General features: G+C 53.1%; 18 protein-coding genes. 14 read left to right on the forward strand and 4 right to left on the reverse strand.

The window, feature by feature from the left end:
• Positions 1 to 145 precede the first annotated feature (145 nt).
• The 8 genes from AC0LWT_RS21805 to AC0LWT_RS21840 all read left to right on the forward strand — a co-directional run bounded on the left by AC0LWT_RS21805 (position 146) and on the right by AC0LWT_RS21840 (position 9,434).
• Positions 146 to 370, forward strand: coding sequence for a hypothetical protein (locus AC0LWT_RS21805; RefSeq protein WP_474683378.1), 225 nt, complete (start codon positions 146 to 148; stop codon positions 368 to 370).
• Positions 371 to 651: 281 nt separating this feature from the next.
• On the forward strand, positions 652 to 2,415 hold the full coding sequence (locus tag AC0LWT_RS21810; RefSeq protein WP_474683379.1) for a cache domain-containing sensor histidine kinase: 1,764 nt from the start codon (positions 652 to 654) through the stop codon (positions 2,413 to 2,415).
• Between the two features lie 6 nt (positions 2,416 to 2,421).
• Positions 2,422 to 3,969, forward strand: coding sequence for a response regulator (locus AC0LWT_RS21815; RefSeq protein WP_474683380.1), 1,548 nt, complete (start codon positions 2,422 to 2,424; stop codon positions 3,967 to 3,969).
• 116 nt (positions 3,970 to 4,085) lie between these two features.
• Positions 4,086 to 5,423, forward strand: a complete 1,338-nt coding sequence (locus tag AC0LWT_RS21820; RefSeq protein ID WP_474683381.1) for an ABC transporter substrate-binding protein — start codon at positions 4,086 to 4,088, stop codon at positions 5,421 to 5,423.
• Positions 5,424 to 5,514: 91 nt separating this feature from the next.
• A complete protein-coding gene (locus tag AC0LWT_RS21825) occupies positions 5,515 to 6,408 on the forward strand; it encodes a carbohydrate ABC transporter permease (protein WP_474683382.1) in 894 nt (297 codons plus the stop codon).
• A gap of 12 nt (positions 6,409 to 6,420) precedes the next feature.
• Positions 6,421 to 7,266 (forward strand): carbohydrate ABC transporter permease, encoded by an 846-nt coding sequence (locus AC0LWT_RS21830; RefSeq protein WP_474683383.1) that lies wholly within the window; start codon positions 6,421 to 6,423, stop codon positions 7,264 to 7,266.
• Between the two features lie 27 nt (positions 7,267 to 7,293).
• Entirely contained in the window at positions 7,294 to 8,319 is a 1,026-nt protein-coding gene (locus AC0LWT_RS21835) for a glycoside hydrolase family 88/105 protein (RefSeq protein WP_474683384.1), read from the forward strand.
• Between the two features lie 8 nt (positions 8,320 to 8,327).
• Positions 8,328 to 9,434: a rhamnogalacturonan acetylesterase gene (locus AC0LWT_RS21840; RefSeq protein ID WP_474683385.1), complete on the forward strand. Its 1,107-nt coding sequence runs from the start codon at positions 8,328 to 8,330 to the stop codon at positions 9,432 to 9,434.
• A gap of 101 nt (positions 9,435 to 9,535) precedes the next feature.
• On the opposite strand, the gene AC0LWT_RS21845 is transcribed toward AC0LWT_RS21840, so the two are convergent.
• The 3 genes from AC0LWT_RS21845 to AC0LWT_RS21855 all read right to left on the reverse strand — a co-directional run bounded on the left by AC0LWT_RS21845 (position 9,536) and on the right by AC0LWT_RS21855 (position 11,658).
• Complete coding sequence (locus tag AC0LWT_RS21845) at positions 9,536 to 9,889, reverse strand: alpha/beta fold hydrolase (RefSeq protein WP_474683386.1); 354 nt, start codon at positions 9,887 to 9,889, stop codon at positions 9,536 to 9,538.
• 80 nt (positions 9,890 to 9,969) lie between these two features.
• Positions 9,970 to 10,308, reverse strand: coding sequence for an alpha/beta hydrolase (locus AC0LWT_RS21850; protein ID WP_474683387.1), 339 nt, complete (start codon positions 10,306 to 10,308; stop codon positions 9,970 to 9,972).
• Between the two features lie 786 nt (positions 10,309 to 11,094).
• Complete coding sequence (locus AC0LWT_RS21855; protein WP_474683388.1) at positions 11,095 to 11,658, reverse strand: nitroreductase family protein; 564 nt, start codon at positions 11,656 to 11,658, stop codon at positions 11,095 to 11,097.
• 159 nt (positions 11,659 to 11,817) lie between these two features.
• On the opposite strand from AC0LWT_RS21855, the gene AC0LWT_RS21860 reads away from it, so the two are divergent.
• Positions 11,818 to 12,255, forward strand: coding sequence for a MarR family winged helix-turn-helix transcriptional regulator (locus AC0LWT_RS21860; protein WP_474683389.1), 438 nt, complete (start codon positions 11,818 to 11,820; stop codon positions 12,253 to 12,255).
• A gap of 318 nt (positions 12,256 to 12,573) precedes the next feature.
• Here AC0LWT_RS21860 and AC0LWT_RS21865 read toward each other — a convergent pair whose 3' ends face one another.
• Positions 12,574 to 12,780, reverse strand: coding sequence for a DUF1657 domain-containing protein (locus AC0LWT_RS21865; RefSeq protein ID WP_474683390.1), 207 nt, complete (start codon positions 12,778 to 12,780; stop codon positions 12,574 to 12,576).
• Positions 12,781 to 12,884: 104 nt separating this feature from the next.
• Between AC0LWT_RS21865 and AC0LWT_RS21870 the strand changes: the two genes are divergently transcribed.
• The 5 genes from AC0LWT_RS21870 (at position 12,885) to AC0LWT_RS21890 (ending at position 17,687) form a co-directional block, all read left to right on the forward strand.
• Positions 12,885 to 13,787 (forward strand): DUF421 domain-containing protein, encoded by a 903-nt coding sequence (locus AC0LWT_RS21870; protein WP_474683391.1) that lies wholly within the window; start codon positions 12,885 to 12,887, stop codon positions 13,785 to 13,787.
• Positions 13,788 to 13,814: 27 nt separating this feature from the next.
• Entirely contained in the window at positions 13,815 to 14,285 is a 471-nt protein-coding gene (spoVAC, locus tag AC0LWT_RS21875) for a stage V sporulation protein AC (protein ID WP_474683392.1), read from the forward strand.
• A 3-nt stretch (positions 14,286 to 14,288) separates the two neighbouring features.
• Positions 14,289 to 15,302 carry a stage V sporulation protein AD gene (gene spoVAD / locus AC0LWT_RS21880; protein ID WP_474683393.1) on the forward strand — a complete coding sequence of 338 codons (1,014 nt, stop codon included), beginning with the start codon at positions 14,289 to 14,291 and terminating at the stop codon, positions 15,300 to 15,302.
• A gap of 2 nt (positions 15,303 to 15,304) precedes the next feature.
• The gene (gene spoVAE, locus AC0LWT_RS21885; RefSeq protein WP_474683394.1) at positions 15,305 to 15,655 is read left to right on the forward strand and encodes a stage V sporulation protein AE; all 351 of its coding nucleotides are present in this window, start codon (positions 15,305 to 15,307) and stop codon (positions 15,653 to 15,655) included.
• A gap of 1,072 nt (positions 15,656 to 16,727) precedes the next feature.
• Entirely contained in the window at positions 16,728 to 17,687 is a 960-nt protein-coding gene (locus AC0LWT_RS21890) for an AAA family ATPase (RefSeq protein ID WP_474683395.1), read from the forward strand.
• Positions 17,688 to 17,689 lie beyond the last annotated feature (2 nt).

The raw sequence follows: 17,689 nt of genomic DNA on the forward strand, positions 1-17,689 counted from the left end.
CGGCTGGTTACAAGCGCTGCGGCGCTGCGTTTCCGCTTGGCCCAGCTCGGTCCGGCCCTGTTTGGCTCGGCTCGGAGAACACGCCCGCTAGAAACGGTGTCGCCCGGCGGCGCAGAAAAAGCCTGCAAAAGTGCAGGCTTTCTCCGTGAAAACGGCTCGTTTTGGCGAAAAGCCTGCGATTGTGCAGGAATTTTCGGCTAAAACGAGTCTGAGCCCATATTTGCTGCGAAATGCCTGCACAATTGCAGGAATTTTTCGCTGCAAGCGTATCGACGAGCAAAAAACTGCACTTTTGCAGGCTTTCCGCTCATTGCCAATGACGATGGGCCAGTTCAGGCGGGAGGGTGTATCAGCAGTCGAGTTTTCATAGGTTTTGCGGGGTGACATTCAGCACGTCATGAGAGATTTCACAGATTTTACGGCCTGCCGGGCTACCTGGCTGCTGGGCCGCTTCAACGAACGGCGGCGCATCCCGCTTCGTCCATGTTTTGGCTCATCCATACCTATGGCCCCCAATAAGAAGCTGTCCCTTAAGTCATTATAATGACGAAGGGGCGGCATTTTTTTTCGTTTTAAAGGAGAAATCTCCATGCATCGCGAACCAATCTTCTATGATTCGACACACTTACGACAGAAACGTGGTGGTTAGGGATGAAATTCTGGATTCAGAACCGGCTGCTGGAAATTCGGGCTTGGCGCATTACGACAAAGCTGTTTCTTTTGATCACGGTCAGCATGCTGCTCAGTTCGGGCATTTCCTTTGCAGGTCTGCAGGTTGCCTATTCGACTTACGACGAGCAAATTTACCAGAAGTCCTCGCAGGTGCTCAATCTTTCTTCCACGCTCATTGAGAATGAGCTGAGCAAAATCGAGCGGCTTACTTTTAACGTCATGTCGGACGTGCAGATCCAGCAGGATTTGGCGGTTATGAACGGCAACCCTTCCGAGTACGACCGGATTCAGGCGCGCACAAGGCTTGTCGACCGGCTCGTGCAGTATATCAATACGGAGACGTATATCGTGTCGGCCGATATTTTGGATACGGGCAGCGGCAGCTTTTCCAGCGGGAATTTGATAACGTTTTCAAGCGAGCGGCAGAAACAGGTGCTGGATGCGGCGAACCTTCATGTCGGCAGCCTGGGGTGGGTTTTTCCCGATGATGAGGATTACAGCCTGATCGCTTCGAGGCAGATCCGCTCGTTTAATAACCTGGAGATGAAAAAGCTGGGGGTGCTCGTCGTCAGAGTGAACCTGGAAAAAATCGTCGACAGGCATGCCGGCGAGGCGGTGACGAGAGAAGGCGAGATGCTGATCGTCTCGGGCAATAAATTAGTTTATCCGCGCACGTCCGGCATGAGCTCCCTGATCGGCGATTCGAGCCCCGCTGCTTTAAAAGGCTTCCGGATTATCGACGACGGGGGAGAGAAATATTTTGTCTCGCATATTCACTCGGATTATATGGGCTGGACGTATTACAATACGATTCCTTTTCAAAAAATTTTCCACCGCATCATTATGATGAAAAATGTGATGATCGCCGCGTTCATCGTCAGCTTCCTGCTCGTGGCCGGCTTCGGAATCGCCATGGCGAGAAGCATTACGCGGCCGATCGAAAGTCTCATTGCGAGCATGCGCGGCCTGCAAATCGGCGACCTGGAAAATTCGGACTTTCCGCTGAAAGCGCCTCCGGATATGCAGATGGACGAGGTCGGGCTGCTGTATCGCACGTACCGGATGATGATTTTGCGCATTCAGGAGCTGATTAAAGAAAACTACACGAAGCAGCTCATGATCCGAGAGACGGAGTTTCGCTCTTTGCAGGCGCAAATCAATCCGCATTTTTTGTACAATACGCTGGAGTCGATCAACTGGATATCCAAGATGAACGGGCAGACGCAGGTGTCGCAAATGGTGGAAGCGCTGGGCTTTTTGCTGCGTTCTTCGATCAACATGAAGCAGGACATGATTACGGTCGGAGCCGAGCTGGAGCTTGTCCAGCACTATGTGACGATTCAGAAAGTCAGATTCGAGGAACGGCTCGACTTCGGCATGTCGGTTCCGGATGAGCTGAAAAGCTGCGGCATACCGAAGCTGACGCTGCAGCCGCTGATGGAGAACGCGGTAAAGTATGCGCTCGAAGTGAAGCTGGAGCCGTGCGTGATCCGAATTGCTGCCAAAGAAGTCGGCGAAGCGCTGGAAATAACGGTCGAGGACAACGGGCCGGGGATCGATGAGCATTATTTGCAACAAATTATGAACGGTGAAAAGAAGTCGAAAGGAACCGGAGTCGGCCTGAAAAACATCGACGAGCGGATCAAAATCGCTTTCGGGGAGCAATACGGGATCCGGATCGGCAACAGAGAAGAAGGCGGAGCTTGTGTCACTGTTCGAATACCATGTATGAAGAGGGGGTAGCCGTTTATGTATAAAGTTTTGCTTGTTGACGATGAACGCATGATTTTGGAAGGAATTTCTTCGATTGTCGATTGGAGATCTGCGGAGACGCAATTGGCGGGAACGGCGCGCAACGGGATTGAGGCGTATTCGTTCGTAAGCGAGCATGCGCCCGACATCATTATCAGCGACATCCGCATGCCGGGCATGGACGGGCTGGAACTGGTCGCGAAGGTGAAAGAAACGCATCCGCGCATCCGCTTTATTATGCTGTCCGGCTTTGACGAGTTTGAATACGCCCAGGCTGCGATGCAGTATGGGGTCAAGCATTATTTGCTCAAGCCCTGCAACGAGAACGCGATCATTGCTTCGCTAAAAGAAATCGCCGGCGAGTTCAGGCAGGAGGAGAGCAAGGAAGATTTTATCCGCTCGATGAAGGACAATATGCGCAAAGTGCTGCCGCACGTGAAAGAGCAGTTTTTGAAGGAGTTTGTCATGAACAAATCGTATGGCAGCCGCGAATGGGAATATTACAGCGAGCTCTTCGGGCTGCAGATCGGCGGCAAGGTGCGGTTCATCGTTTTTCGGCTGGAGGGCAAATTCGAGTACGAGCATCTGTTTGCGGTGAAAAATATCGCCGAAGATTTGCTGGAAGATTCGCTGCTCAGCTCGACGGTCGGAGAACAGGTGCTGATCGTCGTCAAAGACCGGGAGGATATCGGGCTTTTGCACAAGCAAATCGGCGAAGTCAGCCGTATTTTCAAGATGTACTACAAGCTGGAAACGACGGTGGCTTTGAGCGAGGCCGGCGATATGGCAGATGCGAGACGGTTGTATCTGCAGGCGCTGGAATGTTTGGGGCACCGGTTTTATTTGGGCGAAGGCGGGCTCATTACGATGCGGGATATCCCGGATTCCGCGATGCTGCGGGGCGGCGGTTTCGTCCATGACGAGGACCGCATTTTGTTTCCGGTCCGTACGGGGAACTGGGAGGAGGCGGGCGCGGAAATCGACCGTTTTTTCGACAATTTGCTGAGCTCCCGCATGGATATCCAAACGACGAAATCGTACGTCCTGCAGCTGTATATTTCGATGGCGCGCTTGTGCTCGGAGGAACAAATGGTCGAGTACATGAACCATACGGTCCGGTTCGCGCAAATGGAAACGCTTCAGCAGAGCATCGCTTTTCTCAAATCGATCGCCAAAGAAATTACGCAGCTCAATTACGAGCGCAACCGGACGAAATATTCGGTCATTATTCAAAAAGTGATCGCGATCTTGAACGAGCGGCTCGGCAACCCGGAATTGTCTTTGAATTGGGTGGCGCACCAGATGCTGTACATGAACCCGGACTACCTCGGCAAATTGTTCAAAAAAGAAACAGGGGAAAAATTCTCGAATTATGTCGTTAAATTGCGCGTCGCCAAGGCGATGGATATGATTAAAAATCAGGACGACGTAAAAATTTTTGAGCTTGCCGAGCAGCTTGGATTCGGAGACAATCCCCAGTATTTCAGCCAGGTTTTCAAAAAAATAGCCGGCTGCGCGCCTACCGAGTATAAAAGAGGGTATTAACGAATGATCACTGTTTTTTAAACAAACATGGCGGATTATTGCATTCATCTTGTGTCTTATTTTGTTGATAATAAAGATGCAGAACAGGTACTTAAGTTTGAGGGGGATGAATCAAGATGAAACGTAAAGCGTTTACAACCATCGTATCCGCGGCTATGCTGATCTCGGCAATCGGCTGCAGCAATGGCGGCAATGCAGGCAATGCGGGCGGAAGTCCCGGTGCTGCAGCAACGCAGGCTCCCGCAGCGACGACAGCCGCCAAAGGGGATGTCAAGCTGAGATTTGCCTGGTGGGGAGGTCAGGCGCGGCACGATTATACGCTGAAGCTGATCGAAATGTACCAGCAAAAAAATCCGAATGTAAAAATCGACGCCGAGTACTCCGGGTTTGACGATTATTGGAAAAAGCTCGCTCCGCAAGCGGCGGCTAACCAGCTTCCCGATATTATCCAGATGGACATTTCCTACTTGAGCCAATACGGCGGAAAAGACCAGCTGGAAGATTTGACCGCTTTGACCAAAAGCGGAGTGATCGACACCAGCGCGATGTCGGAGTCGGCCGTCGGTACGGGGAAAGTGAAAGACAAGTTGTACGGCATCCCGACCGGCGTTAATGCGATGGGCGCGATCTACGACGCCGATATGATCAAAAAAGCGGGCGCGACCTTCGATCCGAACAACTGGTCCTGGTCCGATCTGGATCAGCTCGCCAAGAAAATGAAGGAACAGGGCAAGCTGCTCGACCATATGCGGTACGACGTATTTTTCCCTTATTATTTGCGTACGCAAGGCCAGCATTACTTTAACAACGATGGTACCGGACTCGGGTATACGGACAACAAATATTTCATCGATTATTGGACGCAGTACAAAAAATGGTATGACGCAGGCTACATGGATACGCTGGACAAAATAGCGCTTTCCAAAGGAACGCCTGAGGAAAATCCGGTTGCGCTCGGCACAGGCTTTATGACGATGGCTTGGTCGAATCAGTTCATTCCTTTGCAGGGAGCGGCGAAACGGCCTTTGATGATCGGCGGATTGCCGGGGCCGAACAGCAAGGAAGGGCTGTACATGAAGCCGAGCATGCTGCTGTCCGTCGCCAAAAGCTCCAAGCAAAAAGAAGAGGCGGCGAAATTCATCAACTGGTTCCTGAACGATCCGGAAGCGAACAAAATCATTAAAGGCGACCGCGGCATTCCGCTGTCCAGCAAGGTGAAGGAGGCGATGAAGCCTACTTTGAAGCCTGAAGAAGTGCAGGTGTACGACTATGTAGCCTGGGCCGAGAAAAACAGCAGCCCGATGGATCCGCCGGACCCTGCGGGCGCGGCCGAAGTAAGCAAACTGCTCAAAGACGTTCAGGATCAAATGCTGTTCAAAAAAATTACGGTCGAAGAAGGCGCCGCCAAGTTCCAAAAAGAAGCGAACGCCATTCTCGCCAAAAACAAGAAATAAGCTGACATTCATGGATCGGTAGACGTGAACGGGGGGGCGGCCGATGGGCCGCCCTTCCGGCATAAACATAGCGGAGGAGAGGAGTGGTTCGATGAAATCGCTGCTGAAAGAAAACGATCATGTGGTCGGATACGTATTTATTTTACCGTTCATACTGGGCTTCCTGATTTTTACGGTGTATCCCATACTCTCGTCTCTTTATTTCTCATTTACGGAGTATGACCTGCTTTCAACGCCCAGATGGGTCGGCTTCGCGAATTACCAGAAGATGTTTACCGAAGACGACAAAATTATCCAATCGCTCGAAGTTACGCTGACCTACGTGCTGACTTCGGTCCCGGCCCGCTTGATTATCGCGCTGCTCGTAGCGATGCTGCTGAATGTGGCGGCGCGGGGCATCGCCATTTACCGGGCGACGTACTATCTGCCTTCCCTGATCGGCGGCAGCGTGGCCGTTTCGATCATGTGGCGGCAAATTTTCGGGGACAAAGGTCTTGTGAACGCACTGCTCGGCATGGTCGGGATCGAAACGAACATTGCTTGGATCGGGTACCCGGCCACGGCGCTCGGCACACTGATTTTGCTCTCCGTCTGGCAGTTCGGTTCGTCCATGCTCATCTTCCTGGCCGGCCTGAAAAACATTCCGGCAACATACTACGAGGCGGCAAGTGTGGACGGCGCGGGGCCGTTCCGCAAGTTTTTCAACGTCACGCTCCCGCTGCTGAGTCCGATTATTTTGTTCAACCTGATTTTGCAGACGATTTCCGGCTTCCTGACCTTTACGCCCGCCTACATCATTTCCAACGGCGAGGGCGGCCCGCTCGGGCATACGCTGCTGTATTCGCTTTACTTATTCCACCGCGCGTTCGTCTTTTTCGAGATGGGCTATGCGTCCGCGATGGCGTGGGTCATGCTGCTCATTATCGGAATCATTACACTCGTTATTTTCAAAACATCCAAGTATTGGGTTCATTATGAAAACTAGGAGGCGTTTGACATGCGGATTCAATCCCAAAGCTTGAGATCGGTCTTGTATCACGTTTTCGTGTGCGCAATCGCCCTGGTTGCCTTGTATCCGATACTTTGGCTCGTTGCCAGCTCGCTCAAGCCTAACGATGAAATTTATACGACAGCGGGAAGCCTGATTCCGAGCCGCCTTGAATGGAGCAACTATGCTAAGGGCTGGCAAGGCTTTGCGGGCACGACCTTCACCACGTTTATGAAAAACTCGTTTATTATCGTCATCATTTCGACCGTCGGCGCCGTCATTTCCTCGGCATTGGTCGGCTACGGCTTTGCCCGCATCCGCTTTTTCGGCAGTAAGCTGTGGTTCGGCGCGGTCATGCTGACGCTGCTGCTGCCGCAGGACGTCACAATCATTTCGCAATACGTGCTGTTCGCCAAAATCGGCTGGCTGTCCACGTTTAAACCGTTGATCGTTCCTCAGTTTTTCGGAATTCCGTTTTTTATTTTCCTGATCATCCAGTTTATCCGCACGATACCGCCGGAGCTCGACGAGGCCGCCAAAATGGACGGCTGCAGCAAATATGCGATCTTTTATAAAATTATCGTTCCATTGATCGTTCCGGCTCTAGTGACATGCGCCATCTTTTCGTTCTACTGGAGATGGGATGATTTCTATACGCCGCTGCTCTATTTGAATGACCCCAAATTGTATCCGGTTTCGCTTGCGCTTAAATTATTTTTGGACAATGATGCATTGAACAACTGGGGCGGTATGTTCGCGATGTCGACGCTGTCGCTTGTGCCGATTTTCATCGTGTTTGTCGTGTTCCAAAAATATATCGTCGAAGGCATCAGCACAAGCGGGCTCAAAGGATAACCGAAAATGAGAGGAGAAATGACAGAGATGCCAGCACTAGATTTTGATCCGCAACAAATTCGGGAAGTGATTGACCGCGTCGTCCGGCGCACGTTCCGCATGGACTTCAATTGGGATTGGCCGGGTGGCGTAGCCTTTTACGGAGTTACCGAAGCTTATGAAGCGACGGGAAATGAAGAGTATTTGCACATGCTCAAGGAATGGGTCGACGAAAAATTGGAGGATGGGCTGCCGAAGCTGTCGGTCAACGGCATTTCCATCGGCCACTCGCTGCTGACGCTGTACAAGGCGACCGGCGAAGACCGCTACATCGAGATCGCCACGCAGATGGCGGAGTTTTTGAAGCATGACGCGGAGCGGTTCGCGGAAGGCGTGTTCCAGCATACCGTTAACTCGGAGTCGTATAACTTCCCGCAGCAGGCATGGGTGGATACGATGTTTATGGCCGGTTACTTTTTGCTGCGGATCGGCGCGCTGCTGAACCGGGAAGATTATTTGGAAGACGGTCTCAAGCAGTATCACGGCCACGAAAATTATTTGCAGGATATGTCGACGAACTTATACTACCACGGCTGGGACCACATCGCGCAAAATCATATGTCGGGCATGTTTTGGGCCCGCGGCAATTCCTGGGCGGCGATTACGATGGCCCGTGCGCTCGGCATCGTCCACGTGACGCACCCGTCGTTCATGATTATCGAAGGCTCGCTGCGCGACCAATTAAGCGCTCTCGTCCGATTGCAGGATGAAAGCGGCTTGTGGCACACCGTGCTGACAGACCCGACCTCCTACCCGGAAACGTCCGGCTCGGCGGGCATCGCAGCGGCATTGCTCGGAAGCGGAGGGCTGTACAACAAATACATCAACAAGTCGATTCGCGGAATACTGTCGAAAATTTCGGAGGACGGCACGGTGACCGGCGTTTCTGCGGGAACGGCCGTTATGCGCGATATCGACGGCTACAGAGGGGTTCCGTACAAGCGGATTCAGGGCTGGGGCCAAGGGCTCGGACTTGTGTTCCTCTCGTCTTTAATCAACCACAAAGATTGGTAGTGTGAACCATGACCGCTCTATATAAATTTGATTTCGGGCCGGGAACCGTCGAGGAAGGGTATACTCAAGTTCTGGATAGCACACTTTATACGCAGGAACGGGGGTACGGCTTTCTGGATACGACCCGCGTTTACTCGCGCGACAGAGGGAAGCCGGATGCGCTGCGCGGCGACTTTTGCATTCCAGCCGGCGCCGTGTTTGCCGTCGATGTTCCTGACGGCAACTACCGGGTTACCGTAACGATGGGCGACTTGATCACGCCCACCTGCACGGGAATTAAAGCGGGCATGGGCCGGCTGATGCTGGCGAATCTGGAGACGGCGGCGGGCGAGTTTGCCGTCGTTTCCTTTACTGTGCATGTTCAGGACGGCTGCCTGAAGCTGGCTTTTTCCGGCGCGGCCCCGCGGGTCAACGCCATGGAGATCGCGCCCGCGAAGCAGGCGGCAACGCTGTTCCTGGCGGGGGATTCCACCGTCACGGATCAGCCGCCTGAAGGCTATCCCTATGCGGGCTGGGGGCAGATGCTGCCGCTTTTCTTTAAAGCGGACGCTGCCGTCGCGAACTACGCGTACTCCGGCCGAAGCTCGAAAAGCTTTATCGACGAAGGGCGTCTCGATGCGATTTGGCGGCGTATTGCACAGGGCGACTACTTGTTCATTCAATTCGGCCACAACGATCAAAAGCAGGACGAAGAGCGGCATACGTCCCCATTTACGACGTATAAGCAGCATTTGCAGGCGTACATCGACGGTGCGCGGCAGCGGGGGGCGATCCCGGTTCTGGTCACTCCGGTACACCGGCGCTTTTTTGCCGCCGACGGCACCTTGATCGATACGCACGGCGATTACATTACGGCCATGAAGCAGCTCGCCGAAGAAGAGAACGTCCTGCTCATCGATCTTGGGGCCAAAACAAAAGCTTTATATGAAAAGCTTGGCCCCGAGCCATCGAAATCGCTGTTCCTATGGGCGTTTCCCGGCGAATTCCCGAATTTCCGGCGCGGCGCGGAAGACAATACGCATTTCCAGGAACTCGGCGCGATCGAAATCGCCAAGCTCGTAGTCGAATGCATCAGAGAGCAAAACATCCAGCCGCTCGTTCTGTTTTTGCGGTAATCATCCGCGTGCGAATCCGGAGATCTCCACTTTTGTTCGAGGGAACAGGCGGAGGTCTTTTTTTTGTTCCATAATAGTAAAGGGAAGCAAGTGTGTATATGTCAATATGAATTGGACAAAAACGCTGCAGTAGCTTCAAACGCTTCCTCCAAATAAGGCGTAGTCCCGTTCAACGGGTGCGACACGCCGAAGGTATGATCCGCTCCCTGAATTTGCACGAAAGATTGGTGCGGAGCTATGGTGCGATTCGTCCGGAAAGCGCTCAGCAGCCGGTCCGAATCGTCGCCGCCTTGTACGAATAACACGGGGATAGCCAGTTCGGCCAGCACGCTGCGAATATCAAACCGGTCTTCGTTGTTCGCCAGGTCTTCAAAAACGGCGAGCTGCCGGGCGCTCCCACCAGTCGTCTCTCCCTCGGGAAGCTGGGGGCTCGCTCCGCCGTTCCACACGGCCACGGCGCGGATTTCCGGATGCTCGGAGGCAAATACGAGATTGCTGATGCCGGCGCGGCTGTGTCCCCACAGCGCGATTCGGTTCAGATCCGCCTGCCGGATACAAGCTCGGCCAAAACGATGCCGAGGTCGGCAAGTTCCGCGGATATCGTGGATACGGCCGCCAAAAGCTTTTCATCGGCGCCGGATTTCCCGGCATACACGCGGGAGAAATCAAAGCTTACCGTGTAGTAGCCGCGCAGCGAAATTTCCGAAGTGACGCGGGGCCAGAAGCCCCAATCTTTGAATCCTTGAAATCCGTGGCTGGCGATAAGAACCGGTTTGGCCAATCCGTCGTCCAGCAGCTGTACATTCCCCTGTATACGCAGGCCGTCACCAAGCTCAATCTCAAACGCCTCGGAAATAAGCAATGTTTCAACCATCGTCCTGTAAGCCCCCTTCATTGGTCAAATGATGAAAAAAAAGACACACGATCGCTCGGACAAGGCGGGCGATCATTGTGTCTCCGGTGAACCGGTGGCAGGCCATCGATGGGGTATAGATGCGAATTCCAATTGTAAAACTTGGATATAAAAGATGGTATCACCGCAGTCAGGCGCTGTCAAGCGAAACCGTCACCAGGCTGTACATGTGCGAGCCCGCTGTAAACCATCGGATGCATCGAGCTTCAGGTGCCACCCGCGATCCGAGCACCTCGCAACGATGCAAAACATCGTTCGAGCAGAGAATCCGCGCCTAGGTCCGCCTGAGCCGATGTAACCATCGGATGCATCAAGCTCCAGGCTCGGCCCGGGCGTCTGAGGACGAACCCCCGCCGCAGAATGCCTGCAAAAGTACATCTTTTTGCTCCTTACTGCTCCGGATTTGAATTATTCCTGCAAATGTGCAGGTTTTTTCGCTCAAATTCAAGTTTTGGCCCGTCGGGAGCGGGAATTCCTGCACAATTGCAGGTTTTTCCGCCAAACGCCCCGCTATCTTGGGAAAAACCTGCACTTTCGCAGGCTTTTTCGGCTGGCAAGCCGTTGTTTTACGGCGCTGCCCGGCACTTTGCCAAACGGGCTCCGCGGACTCTACTTTAAGCTTGTCCGAACCGGTTGAGCTGATTTTTCATGTTTGTGTATGGGAGGGGGAGACGTGCAGCGCCGATTTCCCGCGTTTAGCGAGCAGCTAACGGCGCCTCAACGGTTTTTATCGCCCGTTACTTTGATTCACAAGTACGTTGTCTTGTCACGGAACGAAGTGCGCGCTGTCGGCGGCGTCTCTGCGGCCGGATAGCCGATGAACAAAGTGCCGACGATTTTTTTGTTGTCGGGCGAGCCGATAAATTGATGCATGCGCTCGTCCCGCACGAGCCCGATGCCCCGCGTCCGCCAGACGAGTCCGAGCCCGAGTTCCTGAGCCGTCAGCCACATGGAATGAATGGCGCATGCCGCCGCATATTCATTATCTTCGGAGGACGCTTCGTCTCCGGGGATCAAGTCGGCCGTTACGACGATGACGAGCGGCGTGTTTTCGAGAACGAGCAGCGATTCTTTGACCAAATGAGGTTTGGTCGGAAACCGCTCCTCGAGAAACTGTTTGGCTATCGTCTCGTACCGGGACTTCGCTTCCCCGCGAATGACATAAAAATGCCACGGCTCCCGCAAGCGGTCGTTAGGCGCCAGAACGGCGGCTTCGAGCAGCGTTTCGATTTTGGAGTCTTCCACCTCGCGGGCTTCGTAGTTGCGGACAGCGCGGCGCTGTTTTAAAGCATGGATGATTTGTGTGGTCATTACGATCCAATCTCTCCCTCTATGAGCTCAACATTTTTCAATATCGGCGTTTCATGTTATTCTAGTATTCTACCATATATCGCCTTCATTGCCGTATTGACTTTCGCGATAACTTTTTGTAAGTTGAATGCATCCTGTGGGAAAGGCAGGTACGTCCTTATGACGCTGAGAACGGAACGACAGTACAACGAAATCATCAGCGATTTTCTGATCAGCATGGGGCAATCCCTTCAACAATACCAATACAGCTTCGCCTGCAGCGCCGATCTTTCCCGCCATGAATTCAACGTACTGTACGTCCTAGGCATGAAAGGTCCGATCGTCGTGAAGGAAATCGCCCAGCAAATACCTGCCGTCAGCCTGAGCACGTTGACCCGTCTGCTGGACAGTCTGGAGCAAAAAGGCTATATCGAGCGCAAGCTCGCTCATTGCGACCGCAGGAGCTTTATCATTTCTCCGACGGAGAAGGCGCAACAACTGCTGGACAATTTTCCGCAGCATTGCAATTGCTTCGTGCAGCGCATCACGCAAGCGCTGACCGTCGAGGAGCAAGCGGCTTTGTCCGAGTTGATTTTGAAAATGAAGTCTCATCTATAAGCTATAAGCGCAGTAAGCTTAACATACAGCCGTCCGCACTCTCGGAACAGAGAGGGGGACGGTTTTTTGCGCTACCGCGGATAGGCGCTTGCACGTCCTCCTTCGATCACGCATACAATGGACTACAGCGATTGAAAACGTGCCATTTTATCGGAATGTGAGGCGGGTTTGATGTCAAAAACGGCGATTGTGCTGATGGTCCTGGTTTTGTTTGTGCTGCTGAGCTTGATTGTGCTGTTATGGATATAAACGCAGAAACAGCCGGCTGCGGACGCAAATGCGCAGTCGGCTGTTTCTTATTTGTCGCGGCACTATATGCTAAAAGCCTTTGTACTGAGGCTCTTCATTCTCCAGCTGTTGAACGCGCGACGAAACTTGGTCGACGATCTGCTGGGTCGATTGTGCGGCAGTTTGAAAAAGCTGCTTAGCCTCTTGGTTTTGCGTGCTGAGTGCAAATGTTTCCAGGCTTGCCTGCGCGCTTTTTAACGAAGCCAGGCAAGTTTTAACTTGAGCTGCTACTGTCAAATTGATCACCTCCCTAAGACGATAAGATACCCAAAACCGCCAGGATTAACATGGAAATAAAATCCATTTTTGAATTCTAATAGAACTTTTCAAAATCGCATATAATGACTTTTGATCGTAACAATCGCAAAAGGGAGGTACGACATGTGCCTGACTGGTTACATATCGTTGTCAGATCGTTAACGTCTTTGTTCACGCTGTTCATTTTCACGAGGATTCTCGGCAAAAAACAAATATCCCAGCTTACATTTTTCGAATATGTGACGGGAATTGCGATCGGCGATTTGGCCGGGGTCACTTCCACGGATATTGAAGCTCACTTCTCGCACGGCATTATCGCCATGGCGGTATGGTCCATTGTCCCGCTGGGGCTCGAACTCCTCACATTGAAAAGCAAAATATTGCGGACATGGTTCGAGGGAAAGGGGACGGTGCTCGTGAAAGACGGCAAAATTTTGGAGGACAATTTGAAAAAGGAACGGTACACCTCCGATGAGCTTCTGGAGCAGCTTCGCACGAAAAGCGTGTTCCGGGTAGCGGACGTCGAATTTGCGATGCTGGAAGCGAGCGGAGATTTGAGTGTACTGTTGAAAAGCGAAAATCAGCCGCTAACGCCTGCGCATCTCGGCATGAAGCTGCCGGTCACCAAGCCCTCGCAGGATGTGATTTCGGACGGCGTCATCATGGACGAGCCTCTGGCGATAGCAGGTAAAAGCAGAGGATGGCTCCATGAAGAGCTGGATAAATTGGGGGTAACGAAAGAAAACGTATTTATCGCCCAGGTGGATACGGACGGCATTTTGACGGTCGATCTTTACGATGACAAGCTAAAGGTGCCTTCGCCGAGCCAGAAGCCGATGCTGCTTGCCACGCTGAAAAAATGCGAAGCCGATTTGGAGCTCTTTTCTTTGACCACGAACCAACAGGCGGCAAAAGAGATGTATGGACATTGCTCGGAGGAGCTTAACCGTGTATTGAAGGAACTGGGACCGCTGCTAAAAAACTAATCGCTGACCTGCAGAAGGAGGAAACGCATGGCAGACAACAAGAAAAAAAATATGACCATGACGCAGCAGGAATACCAAAGGCTGGCCAAGGAAAAGGAGCCCCCCAGACCGGTGCTGCAAAACTGCATCCGCGCTTTCCTGGTAGGCGGCGCGATCTGTCTTATCGGGGAATGCCTGATGCAAATATTTATCCGCTGCGGCTTTACGGAGAAAACGGCGGGCAACCCGACATCGGCTGTCCTTATCATTATCTCCGTTATCTTGACCAGTTTTGGCGTTTACGACAAAATGGCGCAATGGGCGGGAGCGGGTACGGCCGTGCCTGTAACAGGGTTTGCCAACTCGATGTGCTCCGCGGCGATTGAGCATAAGTCCGAAGGACTGGTGCTCGGCGTAGGCAGCAGTATGTTCAAGCTGGCGGGCTCGGTGATCGTGTTCGGAACGGTCGCCGCTTTTTTCGTCGGTCTCGTGCATCTGATTTTGGGCATAGGGGGATGACGTATGCTGAAAGGACATCAGAGCTGGATTTTTGAAAAACGGCCCGTTATCATCGCGACGGCGACCGTTGTCGGACCTGAAGAGGGGCAAGGCCCGATCAGCGAAGATTTCGACATCGTTCACGGCGATTTGACCCTCGGGCAAAAAACGTGGGAAAAGGCGGAGCGGGCTTTGCTGGAAGAAGCCGCGCAGCGGGCTCTCGACTATGCCGGAATTACCGGCGGCCAGGTGCAGTTCTATGTCGGAGGCGATCTGATGAATCAGATCATCTCCAACACGTTTGCCGCGCGCACGCTCGCTATCCCGTATCTGGGCATTTTCGGCGCGTGCTCGACTTCGATGGAGGGGCTGGCGCTGGCCGCCCAACTGATCGACTCCGGCGCCGCGAACCGTGTCATGGCGGGCACCTGCAGCCATAACTGCACGGCGGAGAAGCAGTTCCGCTATCCGACGGAGTACGGCTCGCAGAAGCCGCCGACGGCGCAGTACACGGTGACCGGCGCGGGGGTCGCCGTTCTCGCTCCCAGAGGCGACGGTCCCGTCGTCACCTCGGCTACAATCGGCCGGATCGTCGATATGGGGATCAAGGATCCGTTCAATATGGGAGCGGCCATGGCCCCCGCCGCGGTGGATACGATCCAGGCTCACTTCCGCGACTTGGGCCGGGAGCCCGGGTATTACGACCTGATCGTTACCGGCGATCTGGCATCGGTCGGACTGAACATCGCCAGGGAGCTGTTCGAAAAGCACCATTTTCCGATCGAACAGACCCAATTCGACGATTGCGGGCTCATCATTTACGACCGGGAAAAGCAGTCGGTGCAAGCCGGCGGAAGCGGCTGCGGCTGCTCGGCGACCGTCACGTACGGCCATTTGCTCAAGCGCATCAAGAAAGGCGAGCTGAAGCGGGTGCTTGTCGTGGCGACGGGTGCGCTGTTGTCGCCGCTGTCTTTTCAGCAGGGAGAGAGCATTCCCTGTATCGCGCATGCGGTTTCTATCGAGTCAGGAGGGAGATAGAAATGACTTTTGTATGGGCCTTTATTGTAGGCGGCGCCATCTGCGTATTGGGGCAGCTGCTGATTGATGTCGGCAAGCTGAGTCCCGCTCATACGATGAGCATACTTGTCGTTCTGGGCGCTATCGCGGACGGCTGCGGGATTTATGAGCCTTTGATCAAATTCGCCGGCGCCGGCGCCACGGTGCCGATTACGAGCTTCGGCAATGCGCTTGTGCACGGAGCACTGGAGGAAATGCAGAAAGACGGAGCCATCGGCATCATCACCGGCATTTTTGAAGTGACGAGCGCCGGCATTTCGGCGGCGATTATTTTTTCATTTTTGGCCGCGGTGCTGGTCAAGCCCAAAGGATAAAAAGTTTTGACCGAGAAAAGCCTCACGGATGAAACCGTTGAGGCTTGTTTGGCGTCTAATTACAATAGGAGTCTGGCAGGGGAGCTTAGCGGGGGATATGCACAAAAGTAACTCCACCCACCGGACGAATAACTGCTCCCCCGCCAAACGCATAACTGCTCCGGCCGCCGGTGCAAAATGGTTATTGTTTACAAACAAATTTAGAGAATTTACAAGTATACGCAAGAAAAAGAATCTTGTAAACTGGAATTAAGCCCTTTTACCTAGATTTTCAAGTAATTACGACTAATTCCGCTGGAACAAGCAGCAAAAATCAGACTGCCAGGGAAAACCACGACGCTCTGATTGGGGCAGCCGAATGGAATCCTTGAATGATGGCACAACCCGGGCGAATCCCCGGTCGTTGACGCAACCGAAGGGAATCCTTGATCGATGGCGCAGCCCAGGCAAAGCCTGTTCGATGGCGCAACGCAGGCAAAGCCTTGACCGTTGCGCGTCCGAAGGGAAGCCCTAATCGATGGCACAGCCCAGGCGAATCCCTGATTGTTGGCGCAGCCCAAGCATAGATCTAATCGTTGGCGCGGCCACCCGCACAACCCTAATCGTTAGCGCAAACCACCCACCCGTAAAGCGGCCTCGCAAACCGAAAACCTGCAAAAGTACAGGCTTTTCTACGCATGTGGTCCATTTTTGAGGAAAAGCCTGCAATTGTGCAGGAATTCCCGGTCAAAATGGGCCTGAAGCTCAAGTGCTCGCGAAAAAACTGCACATTTGCAGGAATATTTGTTGGTTAGCGTATCAACGAGCAAAAAACTGCATTTTTGCAGGTTTTCTTCACGCGTGCTGCCAAGCAACTGGGCCGGACCATCTCCTGGCGTGTGAGTCTTACAGCAGTCTGAAAAATAAGCTTTTCATAAAACTTGTTCGTTCTATTTTACAGAAGCATGCTTACGATGTTAGTTTTACTGACGCAGGACTCAGTAATGCTTACAAATTTAGTTTTTCTACCGCAGAATTCAGCTATGCTTACGAAGCTAGCTTTACTGACGTAAAACTCTAGGGAGGATCACACATGGAAACTGTCACGCCACGACACGCAGAAATATTAGCCCGCTTGAAAGCGAATTTGGAAGCCTGCATTCTGGGGAAAACGGAAGAGATCGACCTGCTGCTGACTGCCCTGCTGGCCGGCGGGCATGTGCTTCTCGAGGATGTTCCGGGCACCGGCAAAACCGTGCTCATCAAAGCTTTGGCCCGCTCGATCGAAGGCCAGTTCCGCCGAATTCAATGCAATCCGGATTTATTGCCATCCGATATTACAGGCGTTTCCATATATCATCCCAAAGAGGAGAAGTTTTTGTTCCGGCCGGGCCCGGTTATGACCCATATTTTGCTGGTCGATGAAATCAACCGGGCGACGACCAAGACGCAATCGGCGCTGCTGGAAGCTATGGAAGAACGGCACATTACGGTGGACGGGGACCTGCATGAGCTTCCGTCGCCATTCCTGCTGCTGGCTACGCAAAATCCGATCGATTTTGAAGGCACCTACATGCTGCCGGAAGCGCAGCTCGACCGTTTCATGATTAAGCTCAGCCTCGGCTATCCGAATGAAGCTGCGGAGAAGCGGATGATCGCCACGCAGAGCAAGGCGAATCCGATGGAATCGCTGGAACCCGTCGCGGATACCGCGCAGGTGCTCGATATGCAGGACAAAGTGCGGAACGTGCACATGGATGAAGCGGTAGCCGACTATCTCGTTGCGATCGCGAGGAAAACGAGGGAGCATAAATCCGTATTTTTGGGAGCGAGTCCGCGCGCCACTTTATCGCTTTTGCTCGCCTGCAAAGCTTATGCGTTCATGAACGGAAGAGAATATGTAATCCCTGACGATATTAAATATTTGGCTCCTTACGTTCTCGGGCACAGAATGATACTTCAATCCGAAGCCCGCATGGACGGAGCGACCGTCACCTCTGTTCTGCAATCGATTTTCGAGCAGGTTCGCGTGCCGGTACGATTGGAGAAGTGAGC

The sequence above is a fragment of the Paenibacillus sp. sgz302164 genome (genome assembly GCF_056120505.1).